This window comes from Streptomyces sp. NPDC055140 (assembly GCF_053607285.1).
Genome location: NZ_JBSGTG010000002.1, coordinates 58,664 through 71,192, shown reverse-complemented (window position 1 = coordinate 71,192; position 12,529 = coordinate 58,664). Strand labels below are relative to the sequence as shown.

Sequence of the window (12,529 nt, the reverse complement as noted above, 5' to 3'; positions counted from 1 at the left end):
CTCTCAACTTGCGTACGCACAACCACTGTTCGCCGCGCAACCCATCACGAGAAGGACTCAGACATGAATGAACAGCCGCTCGCGGGCATTAAGGTGATCGACTTCACCGGGGTCCAGGCGGGCCCTGCTTGTACGCAGATGCTCGCCTGGTTCGGTGCCGACGTCATCAAGGTCGAGCGCATCAATGGCGGCGACGTGACCCGCCAGCAGCTGCGCGACATCCCGGACCTCGACGCCCTGTACTTCACCATGCTCAACTCCAACAAGCGTTCCCTGGCCATCAACACCAAGACGGCCGAGGGCAAGGAGGTCATGGAGAAGCTGATCCGCGAGGCCGACATCCTTGTCGAGAACTTCGCGCCCGGCGCCATGGACCGGATGGGCCTCGGCTGGGACCACATACACGAGCTCAACCCGCGCCTCATTTTCGGCTCGGTCAAGGGCTTCAACGAGCAGTCCAAGTGGAACGACCTGAAGACCTACGAGAACGTCGCCCAGGCCGCCGGCGGCGCTGCCTCCACCACCGGCTTCTGGGACGGCCCGCCCACCATCTCGGGCGCCGCCCTCGGCGACTCCAACACCGGGATGCACCTGATGATCGGGCTGCTCACGGCCATCATCCAGCGCAACCAGACGGGCCTCGGCCAGAAGGTCTCCGTCTCCATGCAGGACGCTTGCCTCAACCTCACCCGCGTCAAGCTCCGCGACCAGCAGCGCCTGGAGAAGATCGGCTACCTGGAGGAGTACCCGCAGTACCCGCACGGCGAGTTCGGCGATGCCGTGCCGCGCGGCGGCAACGCGGGAGGCGGCGGCCAGCCCGGCTGGATCCTCAAGTGCAAGGGCTGGGAGACCGACCCCAACGCCTACATCTACTTCACCGTCCAGGAGCAGAACTGGAAGCGCACGGCCGAGGCCATCGGCCGCCCGGAGTGGGCCGACGACCCGGAGTACAGCACTGCCCGCGCCCGCCAGCCACACATCATGGACATCTTCGGCGAGATCGAGAAGTGGCTCGCCGACAAGACCAAGTACGAGGCCGTCGACATCCTGCGCGAGTGGGAGGTGCCGTGCGCACCGGTCCTGTCGATGAAGGAGCTCGCCGAGGATCCCGACATGCGTAAGAGCGGAACCATCGTCGAGGTGGAGCAGAAGGAGCGCGGTACCTATCTGACGGTGGGCAGCCCGGTGAAGTTCTCCGCGTTCCAGCCGGACATCAAGGGCGCGCCGCTGCTCGGTGAGCACACCGACGAAGTCCTCGCGGACCTGGGCTACGACGCGGACGCCATCCGCAAGCTGCACGAGGGTTCCGTCGTCGCCTGACGCCTGTCCGCCTGGCGGCAGGGGTCAGGCGGCAGGCGGGGCAGGAGTCAGAGGACAAGGGGGTGCCCCGTGCGCGACGAGCGTGCGGGGCACCCGCGTGTGCGGACCCGGAGACGTGTGCAGTCCCAGACGTGCGCGGTCCCGGAGAACGCAGAACAGCGAGGAGGGCAGGGAACCCGGGGTTCCCTGCCCTCCTCGCCATGACCCGCGTTTCACAGGGTCGTGGCGCCGGCGTTCGCGTCGGCGAGGCGGCGGCGCAGCTCCTTCTCCTGAGCGCGGCGCGCGGTGACGTCACGGATGACCGCGCCGACATGTCCGGTGCCGCCCCGCGGATCCGGCAGGAGGCACACGCTGAACTCGATCGACAGGCTCGACCCGTCGGCCTTGAGCGCGGGCACGGTCAGCAGGTCGCTCGCACCGTAGTGGGTGGAGCCCTTGGCCATCGCCGCGTGGAAGCCCTTCCAGTGCGGGCGCCGGTGCCGCTCGGGGATGATCAGGTCGAGGCTCTGTCCGAGCACCTCGCTCTCCTTCCATCCGAAGATCCGCTCCGAGCCGCTGTTCCAGAACTCGATGAGCCCCTCGCTGTCGACGATGACGATGCCGTCGGGCGCGTGGATGGTCATGTGCGCGAGCAGTTCGGGGTGCGGGACTGCCATGGCTCCTCCGGGTGGCGCGATGCGGGTGTAAGGCCGGTTGTAAGCATACTGAATACAATCGACCAGATCGATGGGTGAGTCGAGATTGAACTCAGAGTCGATGCCTGGGAGTTGACGAGCCCGACCTGAGTCGTGAGCTGGGCCTCCCACCGCTCGCGCACGGCGAGCGGTGCCGCGAGCCCGCACCACCCGCCGCTGCGGGTGCCGATTAATTATCCGGCCTGGTCAAGCAGCATGTTGGTACTCGTGCAGGTTTCCACCGAGTCGGTCTTGTCGGTGGACCTCCAGGTGCCGGAGCTGCGCTGGCACGCTGATCGGTTCGGGTAGTGGGCGGAGTGGAGCCGCTTGCCGAAGGGCTCGGTGTGGGCGGTGCCCGTTGTAGAACGCCTCGAATTCGCGCAGTGCGTGCAGGAGGTGACTCTGGTTCCAGATCAACGTGTGGTCCAGGAGCTCGCGCCGGCAGGTCTGTATCCAGCGCTCCATGATGGAGTTCATTCGCGGCATCCGAACACCGCTGGTGACGACCTCCAGCCCGGCGTCGGCCAGCAGGGCGTCGAAGGCGGCCGTGAACTTCGAGTCGCGGTCGCGGATCAGGAATCGGGTCCGGCTGCTCGCGTCCTCCAGATCCATGAGGAGATTGCGTCCGAGCTGCACTACCCAGTCCGCGGTGGGGTGCGCGGTGGCGCCGAGGATCCGGATGCGCCTGGTGGCGTGCTCGATGACGGCGAAGACGTACAGGCGTGCCCCGGTCAGGGTGCGGGTCTCGAAGAAGTCGCACGCCACCAGCGCGTCCGCCTGGTTGCGCAGGAAGGCGGCCCAGGTGGTGCTCTCGCGTTCGGGGGCGGGCGGGATGCCGTGCTCCTTGAGGATTTCCCAGACGGTGGAGGCGGCGACCTTGATGCCCAACGCCGCCAGCTCACCGTGGATGCGCCGATACCCCCAGGAACTATTCTCGAGGGCGAGGCGCAGGACCAGGGTGCGGATCGAGCGAACGGTGGGCGGGCGTCCGCGTCGCCTCGGCACACAGGTCGCGGCATGGCGCCGTTTGAGCAGGTCGCGGTGCCACCGCAAGATCGTGTCGGGGCGTACCAGCAGCGGGAGGTGCCGCAGCTGGGCCATTGGGAGGTGGTGGAGAAGGCTCGCGAGCAGCGCGCGGTCGGTGTCGGTGAACGCGGGCTTGCCTACCTGGCGCTGCAGTACCAACAGCTGGTGTCGCAGCGTGAGGATCTCGATGTCTTTGTCCCGGTCGCTCATCGGCAGCAGCCGTAGGAGCGCGAAGGTGTTGGTCACGGCGAGGTAGGCCAGGCGCAGCAGCACGACAGATCATGATGCCGCCCGACCGCCGTCCATGTGAAACAACATCGGCGCGGCCAACTCTGCAGCTGAGGGACTTGTCATCGACGATCAAGTCCTGACCTGGCCGGATGATCTATCGGCACACGCAGTGTCCGGGCCGGACGAGTTCTTCTTGGATCCGTCGGCAGCCCCAGCGCGGTTTCTCCTTGGCGAGCTGCAGCACCGGAGTCTTCACCGCACTCGCGGCGACGGTCGGCCGGGTCTGCTCCGGCGCTTGTTGTAGTCCCACCTCAGGGCGAGCAGCCTGCGGTGCCACGCCAGCAGCGTCGTGGGTGCCACCGGGAACACCTGTGCCCACCGGCGCCGGGGGACTGGACCAGCGAGGACAGCCCTGCGAACTACAGCCGATCCGCCGGCTCGTAGCGAACCGGCTTCGTGAGCTGCCTGCGCAGCACCGCGTTCTCGTGCCGCAGCACCAGCAGTTCCGCGTCCTTGGCCACCTCTCCACGTAGCAGCACCGCCGGAACCGCGAGCAGTTTCCGCGCCACCTGGTACACCAGTGAAACGATCACCCGGCCAGGGTTCCAGCAGACAGTGATGCCGCGCCAGACCACCTCCGAGCAGTAGCGATGAGTTTCCGAACGGCACAGGATGCTGACTTCCGTGCCCGACCTCGATGCTCGCGGGGCCGCGACCGGAACCGGGGACCGTGCTGCTGGGGCTCAGGCGTCGATGATGACGGGGATGATGAGGGGCTTGCGGCGGTGGGTGCGGAACGCCCAGTTCGCCACAGCGCGGGCGAGGAGCTGTTCGAGTTGGCGCGCGTCCCCGACGCCTTCCTCAGCCGCGGTGGACAGGGTCTTCTCGATGACGGGGACGACCGGCTCGAAGGTGGTGTCGTCGTGGACGAAGCCGCGGGCCAGGAAGTCGGGGGCCTCGGCGAGGGCGCCGGTGTCTGCGTCGACGATCGCCACCACCGTGACCACGCCTTCGGCGGCGAGGGTGAGGCGGTCCTTGAGGGACGCTTCGGTGGCGCCGCCGACTTCCATGCCGTCCACGTAGACGTTGCCGGCGGGGACCTTGCCGGTGATGGACGCGCGCCCGTCGACGAGGTCGACGACGACGCCGTCCTCGGCGATGACGACCCGGTCTGGGTTGACACCGGTACGGATGGCGAGGTCGCCGTTGGCCCGCAGGTGGCGCCATTCGCCGTGCACGGGCAGGACATTGCGGGGTTTGACGATGTTGTAGCAGTAGACGAGTTCGCCGGCGCTGGCGTGCCCGGAGACGTGGACCTTGGCGTTGCCCTTGTGGACCACGTGGGCGCCCCACCGGGTAAGTCCGTTGATGACGCGGTAGATGGCGCTCTCGTTGCCGGGGATGAGGGAGCTGGCGAGCAGGACCGTGTCGCCCTTGCCAATGCGGATCTGGTGGTCGCGGTTGGCCATCCGTGACAGCGCGGCCATCGGTTCGCCCTGGGAGCCGGTGCACACCAGAGTGATCTTGTGGTCCGGGAGCTTCTCCAGCTCCTTCGTGCTCACGATCAGACCGGACGGGACCTTCAAATAGCCCAGTTCACGGGCGATGCCCATGTTGCGGACCATCGACCGGCCGACGAAGGCGACCTTGCGGCCGTGCTGGTGGGCGGCGTCCAGGACCTGTTGGATGCGGTGCACATGGCTGGCGAAGCTGGAGACGATGACCCGGCGCGGCGCGGTGCGCATCACCTGCTCGATCGCCGGGTTCAGCTCACGCTCGGAGGTGGTGAAGCCGGGTACTTCGGCGTTGGTGGAGTCGGTGAGGAACAGGTCCACGCCCTCCTCGCCGAGGCGGGCGAAGGCGCGCAGATCGGTGATGCGGTCGTCGAGAGGGAACTGGTCCATCTTGAAGTCGCCGGTGTGCAGCACCATCCCGGCGCCGGTGCGGATCGCGACCGCGAGGCTGTCCGGGATGGAGTGGTTGACCGCCACGAACTCGCAGTCGAAGGGCCCGAAGCTGCGCCGGTCGCCCTCCTGCACCCGCACCGTGCGCGGCCGGATGCCGTGTTCCTTGAGCTTGGCCTCCAGGAACGCCAGCGTCAGCTTGGAGCCGACGACGGGAATGTCGGACCGCTCGCGCAGCAGGTACGGCACGCCGCCGATGTGGTCCTCGTGGCCGTGGGTGAGTACCACGGCCACGATGTCGTCCAGCCGGTCCCGGATCGAGGTGAAGTCCGGCAGGATTACGTCCACGCCGGGCTGGGTCTCCTCGGGAAACAGCACGCCGCAGTCGACGATGAGCAGCTTGTCGGCGTGCTCGAAGACGGTCATGTTGCGGCCGATCTCACCTAGGCCGCCCAGGGCGATGACCCGCAGCCCTCCTTCGGGAAGGGGCGGGGCGGCTTTCAGCTCGGGGTGCGGATGACTCATACCTTGACGTTACCCGGGGGCGGGGTGATCCACTGCCTGTGTGATCTCTTCTTCCCGACGGAGCGGGGCACCCGCAGCGGCCGCCGCGGGTCAATCGGATTACGCCGGCGGATGGTACAGGGAGTGGTGAAGGCGCAGCTTGCCCCACACCAGCCCGGCGCCCAGATGCTCGAACAGCCCGAGCGCGAGCACGAAGTTCACCCCGACGGGAGAGGGGAGGCTCCGCAATCGTTGCTCACGTGCCCCGGTCTCCTCCAATACGGCATCTAGCAACTCTGGCGGGACGACCTGCGTTAACTCTGCGCCTGGCGAAGAGTCCATCCATGCTGTTCAGGCGGCATGTAGGTATTCGTGGAGGACTCCGCCGAGGCGGTCTCTTCGGTGCACGTCGAGGTGGGAGATCTGTGCAGGGGGGAGCGGTTCGGGGCCGGCACGCAGGGGTGTTGCCTGATGCATCGCTTGGTGAGGCCGGTGGAGGTTGTAGTGCAACACGAACTGGCGGAGCGCGTGGCGCAGGTGGTACTCGTTCCAGATGAGGGTGCGGTCCAGGAGTTCGTGGCGGCAAATCTGGACCCAGCGTTCCATGATGACGTTCATGCGTGGTATCCGGACGCCGGTGAGCACGACCCGGATGCCGACGTCGCTCAGTGTCTCGTCGAAGAGGGCTGGGTACTCCGCGTCCCGGTCCCGGATCAGGTACGTGACGGTGGCGTTAGTGTCAGTCAGGTCCGTGGCCAGGTTGCGGGCGGCCTGAGTCAACCAGGCCGCGGTGGGGTGCGCGGTGGTGTCGAGGATTCGGACGCGGCGGGTGGCGTGCTCGATGACCGCGAGGTTGTACTGGCGTCTGCCGGTTAGGGTGACGGTCTTGATGAAGTCGCAGGCCAGGAGGGCGTCGGCCTGTGAGCGAAGGAAGTCGGCCCAGGTGGTGCCGGCCCGGTCGGGTGCGGGGGCGATGCCCTCGGCCGTGAGGATCTCCCAGACGGTGGAGGCGGCGACTTGGATGCCGAGGGTGGTGGGTTCGCCGTGCACCCTGCGGTAGCCCCACGATGGGTTCTCCCGGACCAGGCGGAGGATCAGCGCGCGAATTGAGCGGACCGTGGGCGGTCGGCCCGGCCTTTTCGGCCGGCACGTGCGGGCATGGCGCCGCTTCATCAGATCGCGGTGCCAGCGCAGCACGGTGTCAGGTCGTACCAGTAGCCGTAACCGGCGTAGGACCTGACGGGGCAGCGGCACTAGCAGAGCGGCAAGCAACGCCCGGTCCCGCGGAGCGCGTCTCACCCGGTCCGTACCGAGCTGTCGCTCAAGGGCGGTGAGCTGGTGGCGCAGGGCGAGGATCTCCGCGTCCTTGTCGCGGTCGCTCATCGGCAGCAACCGCAGCGCGGCGAACAGGTTGGTGACGGTTAAATAGGCGAGAGAAAGCAGCACGAGTGCTTATCTTGCCGCACCGTCGAAGACGCGTCTGAGCTGCATGGACGACATTTTCGGCAGGCGCAGAGTTCCCCTTGGATCCGTCGGCAGCCCCAGCGCGGATTCTCCTTGGCGAGCTGCAGCACCAGAGCCTTCACCACAGGCCCGGTCGAAGGTCGACTGGGCCTGTTCCGGCGCTTGTTGTAGTCCCACCTCAGGGCGAGCAGCCTGCGGTGCCACGCCAGCAGCGTCGTGGGCGCCACCGGGAACCCTGCGCCCACTGGCGCCGGGGGATCAGCGAGGACAGCCCTGCGAACTACAGCCGATCCGCCGGCTCGTAGCGAACCGGCTTCGTGAGCTGCCTGCGCAGCACCGCGTTCTCGTGCCGCGGCACCAGCAATTTCGCGTCCTTCGCCACGTCCCGGCGTAGCAGCACCGCCGGAACCGCGGGCCGTTTCCGCGCCACCTGGTACTCCAGTGAAGCGATCACCCGGCCAGGGTTCCAGCAGACAGTGGTGCCGCGCCAGACCGCCTCCGAGCAGTAGCGATGAGTTTCCGAACGGCACACGATAGCCACCTGAGCGGTTCGCCGGTTCACGCCGACGACCAGGTGCGGGGCGCCACGGCGCCCCGCACGCTCAGGACTCCGTGAGGGCCGCCCGTGCCAGCCGCAGCGTGACCAGCTGGAAGGGACGCAGCGCGAACGACAGATCCGCGACGTCCGGCTCCGCCGGGGCCACCGGACGCTCCAGCAGATCGCAGCGGACCGCACCGGCCGCGTCGAACCCGGGAGTGAGGCGCACGGTCGCCCGGCCGCCCCGCGTCTCGTAGAAGCGGACGACGACATCGCCCGAGCCGTCGTCGGCCAGCTTGACCGCACTGAGTACGACGGACTCGTGGTCGACGTGTACCAGCGGCGCGACCTCGGCGCGGGCCGTGCCCGTCACCTCCCGCTCCGGCAGCGACAGCGCCGCGCCCTCGCGGACCGCGTCCCCGACGGCCGCGCCCGGCACCAGGGCGTGCCGGAAGCGATGGGTTCCCTGGTCCGTCTCCGGGTCGGGGAAGCGCGGTGCCCGCAGCAGCGAGGCGCGCACGGTCGTGGTCGTCCCGCGGTCCTCACGCACCGTACGGGTCACGTCGTGGCCGTACGTCGAAGCGGTCACCAGTGCGACACCCCAGCCGGGCTCCGCGAGGTGCACGAACCGGTGGTTGCAGGCCTCGAAGCGCGCCGCCTCCCAGCTCGTGTTGGTGTGCGTGGGCCGGTACACATGCCCGAACTGGGTCTCCGACGCGTACCGTTCCGCGTGCACGTCGAGCGGGAACGCCAGCTTCAGGAACTTCTCGGTCTCGTGCCACTCCACCTCCGTCGCGACGTCGAGGCGCCCGGAGCCGGGGGAGAGGGTGAAGGTCTGCGCGGCGACGGACTTGCCGAAGGAGCGGGTGACCCGCACCCCGTCGGCGGTCGCGGTCAGCGCGTCCACGTCCGTTAGGTCGGTGCCGGTGTTGCGGTAGAACTTGTCGACGTCCCACGCGTCCCACTTGTTCGGCAGATCCGGGTGGAGCTGGAGCAGGCCCGCCGCACGGCCCGGGGCCAGCGTCTCGCGGCCGCTCGCCAGGTGCACCAGCGAGACGACCAGGCCGCGGCCGTCGATCTCGGCCCGCAGGATCGTGTTGTCGAGGACGAAGCCGCCGCCGTCGCGCTCACGGACCGTCGTCGCCGCGAGGTCTGCAGGCTGGGGGCCCGCAGCGCCGAGCGCGGGTACTGAACTACGCCCGTGCGGCGCTGAGTTGAAGCGCAGGACACCCGTGCCGCGGCCGGCCAGGGCGCGCTGCGCGACGTCGACGATCTCCTCGAGTTCGGTCGTGACCCGTGCGTACGTCGCGCGGGCCTCGCGGTGCACCCAGGCGATCGACGAGCCCGGCAGGATGTCGTGGAACTGGTGCAGCAGCACCGTCTTCCAGAGTCGGTCCAACTCCTCGTACGGGTAGGGGAATTCGCACTGGACGGCTGCCGTCGCCGCCCACAGCTCCGCCTCCTGGAGGAGGTGCTCGCAGCGCCGGTTGCCCTGCTTGGTCTGCGCCTGGCTCGTCAGCGTCGCCCGGTGCAGCTCCAGATACAACTCGCCGACCCACACCGCGGGATCGGTGTACTCGGCCTCGGCCTTCTCGAAGAACGCCGCCGGGGCCTCCCACTCCACGGTGGGGGAGCCGTCGAGCGACCGCAGCCGCCTGGCCCGCGCCACCATCTCGCGCGTCGTTCCGCCCCCGCCGTCACCGAAACCGGTCGGTGCGAGCGAACGGCTCGCCCGCCCCTTGTCCTTGAAGTTCCGTTCCGCGTGCGCGAGTTCACGTCCCTCCATGGCGCAGTTGTACGTGTCCACGGGCGGGAAGTGGGTGAGGACCCGGGAGCCGTCGATGCCCTCCCAGTTGAACGTGTGATGCGGGAAGGTGTTCGTCTGCGACCAGGAGATCTTCTGCGTCAGCAGCCACTTGGAGCCGGCCTCGCGGATGATCTGCGGCAGCCCGGCCGCGAAACCGAAGGTGTCCGGCAGCCACACCTCCTCGTTCTCGATGCCGAACTCGTCGAGGAAGAACCGCTTGCCGTGCACGAACTGACGGGCCATCGCCTCCGAGCCCGGCATGTTCGTGTCCGACTCCACCCACATGCCGCCCGTCGGCACGAACCGCCCCTCGGCCACGGCCTTCTTGACCTTCGCGTACACCTCGGGCCGGTGCTCCTTGATCCAGGCCAGTTGCTGCGCCTGTGACATGGTGAAGACGAAGTCCGGTTCGGAGTCGAGGAGTTGCGTCATGTTCGATGCGGTCCGCGCCACCTTGCGCACCGTCTCGCGCAGCGGCCACAGCCACGCCGAGTCGATGTGCGCGTGCCCGACCGCGCTGATCCGGTGCGCCGACGGTCCCGCGGGGGTGTCGAGGACCGGTGCCAGCACGTCGCGGGCCGCCTGCGCGGTGCCGTTCACCTCGCCGAGGTCCACCACGTCCAGGGCCGCCCCCACCGCGTGCAGGATCTCCCAGCGGCGGGCGCGGTCCAGCGGCAGCTCGGCCATCAGCTGGCCCAGCACCTCCAGGTCGTGCAGCAGCTCCCACACCGTCTCGTCGAAGACGGCCAGCTCGACACGGCCCAGCGTGTAGAGCGGATCGTGACCCGCGGTGTCCGTGTCACCGAGCCATGTGGGCTTGAACGCACGGGAGTTGAAGAACCCGGGGTTCGACGCCGCCTCCACGCGCAGCTCCACCTGCTCCCCGCCCGCTGCCGGAGCCCCGACGCGCACCCAGTGATTGCGTGGGTGCAGGCCCTTCACCGGTGTCCCGTCCGGCTCGTAGACCAGGCCCTCGCACTGGAAGCCGGGACCGCCGTGCCCGTCGAAGCCGAGGTCGATCAGCGCCTCGGCGGTCCGCCCCGCCCACTGCTGGGGAACCGTGCCGGTCACCGTGAACCAGCTGGTGCCCCACGGTCGCCCCCACCGGGCGCCCTCCCCGATGGACAGCGCGGGCGCCGCGAGCCCCTCCGCGACCGGCACGGGCTCGTCCGGCGCGTGCCACACCCGCACGTCCAGCGGCACGGTCTCCGGGTACACGGCGGGCCTGATGCGCTCCTCGAGCACACGTCGCAGCCGGTCTTCGATGAGCGAACGGTCGTCATGCATGGGCGTTGAGTCTCCTGGAGTACGGAAGGCGGGGCGGGCGGCCCGGTTCAGCGGTCGATCGTCGAGCGCACGGGATTGATGTCCGCGTACCGGGAGTCCAGCGGGTGGACGTCGGTCGCGTGCAGATAGATCGTGCGCGTGTGGAACAGCGGCACGACCGGCATGTCCCGGGCGATCAGGTCCTCGATGCCCTGGTAGGCGCGCGTGGCCTTCGCGGGGTCGGCGATCTTGTTCGCCTGCTCCAGACGGCTGTCGACCTCGGGGTTGCGGTAGCCGTTGGAGTTGAAATCGCCGTACGAGGCGAAGATCGGCGTGAGGTAGTCCTCGAGCGACGGATAGTCGTGCCCCCAGCCCGAGGACCGCACGCCGTCCAGCGCGCCCTTGGACGCCATCGCGCTCAGGTCGCTGCCGGGCTTGCCCACGTACTGGATCTTCAGGCCGAGGTTCTGCCGCCACATGTTGCCGAGCGCCTCGGCGAAGACCTGGTCTCCCGGGTTGTCACTCGCGTAGTACATCTTGAGGCGCCCGGAGAAACCGCCGGCCTCGCGCAGCAGCTTCTTCGCCCCGGCCACGTCCAGCGTGCAGGCGGTGCAGGTGTTCTCGCGGTGCCCGTCGAGGGTCGAGGCGGTGAAGGACGTGGCGGGGAACGCGCCCGGCTTCAGCTTGACGAGGGCCTTGCGGTCCAGGGCGAGGGAGAGCGCGCGCCGCACCTTCGGATCCTTGAACCCCGGTGTGTTGACGGGGAGTTCGAGGTAGCTGAGGTTCGGTGCGGACTTGCCCTGGCTCCACTTGCCGGGAGCGTCCGTCTTGTACGCGTCGATCTTCGAGGACGGCAGCGTCGCGTAGTCGAGGTTGCCGGCCAGGAACTCGTTGTAGGCGGTCTCCGGGTTGGAGAAGAAGCGGTAGACGAGGCGGTCGGCCTGCGGGGCGTCCTTGCCGGCATAGCCCTTGTTGCGCGTGAGGCGCACGGGCTGTCCGGCCTTCCACGCGCCGTCCAGCTTGTAGGGGCCGTAGCCGATCGGCTTGTGGCTGTACGCGTCCGGGTCCTTCAGCGTCTCCGCGGACAGGGCGGCGAGTCCGTAGTAGCTGAGCGTCGACGGGTACGGTGAGAAGGGCGCCTTGAGGGTCACGGTGAAGGTGAGGTCGTCGACCACCTTCAGCCCGGACAGCGTGGTCGCCTTCGGCTTGCCCTTGGCCGGGTTGAGGTCCTCGTAGCCCTGAACCCGCTGGAAGAAGCCGTTGCTGAGGTACCCGTGCGGTCCGTACGCGGTGTAGTTCCACGTGTCCACGAACGACTTGGCGGTGAGCTTCTCACCGTTGGTGAACTTCCAGCCGGGCTTGATCTTGATCGTCCACGTCTTCGCGTCCTTCGACGTGACCGAATCGGCGACGACGTTCACCAGCTTGCCGCTCTTCGGGTCCACCCGGGTCAGCGGCGCCCACATGGCGAAGGCCAGCTGGATGTTGGCGGAGCTGTTGTCCTTCTCCGGGTTGATCGCCGCGATCTCCGCGCCGGTCGCCACCGTCACCGTGCGGCCGGCGGCACCGGAGCCCTTGCCGTCCGAGCCGCCGCCGCTGCATCCGGTCGCCGCGAGGGCGAGCGCGGCAATCGCCGCCACCGCGGCGGCTCTTCGTGTTCGCACCATGTGGACTCCCGTGCGTCCGGCCGGAATCGGGGACCCGGCGTTGCCTGACTGTCGGGCGGTGACGCTAGGAACGCGGCGTTCCTGCGTGCAAGTTCCCCCTGCTGAACGTCCATTCAGCGCCCATTCAG

The 12,529-nt window shown here is 68.5% G+C and carries 8 protein-coding genes and 2 pseudogenes; 1 reads left to right on the top strand and 9 read right to left on the bottom strand.

Annotated elements, in window-relative coordinates:
• The first annotated feature begins 63 nt into the window (after window positions 1–63).
• Complete coding sequence (gene frc / locus ACWFR4_RS04350) at window positions 64–1,320, top strand: formyl-CoA transferase (protein ID WP_266557359.1); 1,257 nt, start codon at window positions 64–66, stop codon at window positions 1,318–1,320.
• 212 nt (window positions 1,321–1,532) lie between these two features.
• Here the strand turns inward: frc and ACWFR4_RS04345 are convergent, their stop codons facing one another.
• The 9 genes and pseudogenes from ACWFR4_RS04345 to ACWFR4_RS04305 form a co-directional block, all read right to left on the bottom strand.
• Window positions 1,533–1,976, bottom strand: coding sequence for a PAS domain-containing protein (locus tag ACWFR4_RS04345; protein WP_326709995.1), 444 nt, complete (start codon window positions 1,974–1,976; stop codon window positions 1,533–1,535).
• A gap of 225 nt (window positions 1,977–2,201) precedes the next feature.
• Window positions 2,202–3,293 carry an integrase core domain-containing protein gene (locus ACWFR4_RS04340; protein ID WP_453650727.1) on the bottom strand — a complete coding sequence of 364 codons (1,092 nt, stop codon included), beginning with the start codon at window positions 3,291–3,293 and terminating at the stop codon, window positions 2,202–2,204.
• 127 nt (window positions 3,294–3,420) lie between these two features.
• Window positions 3,421–3,844 (bottom strand): annotated as a pseudogene (locus ACWFR4_RS04335) (integrase core domain-containing protein); the annotation flags it as partial.
• Between the two features lie 150 nt (window positions 3,845–3,994).
• Window positions 3,995–5,680, bottom strand: coding sequence for a ribonuclease J (locus ACWFR4_RS04330; protein WP_453650725.1), 1,686 nt, complete (start codon window positions 5,678–5,680; stop codon window positions 3,995–3,997).
• A gap of 99 nt (window positions 5,681–5,779) precedes the next feature.
• Complete coding sequence (locus ACWFR4_RS04325) at window positions 5,780–6,001, bottom strand: transposase domain-containing protein (RefSeq protein ID WP_382999207.1); 222 nt, start codon at window positions 5,999–6,001, stop codon at window positions 5,780–5,782.
• A gap of 9 nt (window positions 6,002–6,010) precedes the next feature.
• Window positions 6,011–7,105, bottom strand: a complete 1,095-nt coding sequence (locus ACWFR4_RS04320; protein ID WP_453650723.1) for an integrase core domain-containing protein — start codon at window positions 7,103–7,105, stop codon at window positions 6,011–6,013.
• A 68-nt stretch (window positions 7,106–7,173) separates the two neighbouring features.
• Window positions 7,174–7,577, bottom strand: a pseudogene (locus ACWFR4_RS04315) (integrase core domain-containing protein); the annotation flags it as partial.
• 148 nt (window positions 7,578–7,725) lie between these two features.
• Window positions 7,726–10,755, bottom strand: a complete 3,030-nt coding sequence (locus ACWFR4_RS04310) for an alpha-mannosidase (protein ID WP_453650721.1) — start codon at window positions 10,753–10,755, stop codon at window positions 7,726–7,728.
• A gap of 47 nt (window positions 10,756–10,802) precedes the next feature.
• Window positions 10,803–12,401, bottom strand: a complete 1,599-nt coding sequence (locus ACWFR4_RS04305; protein ID WP_389490433.1) for a peptide ABC transporter substrate-binding protein — start codon at window positions 12,399–12,401, stop codon at window positions 10,803–10,805.
• Window positions 12,402–12,529: the final 128 nt, after the last annotated feature.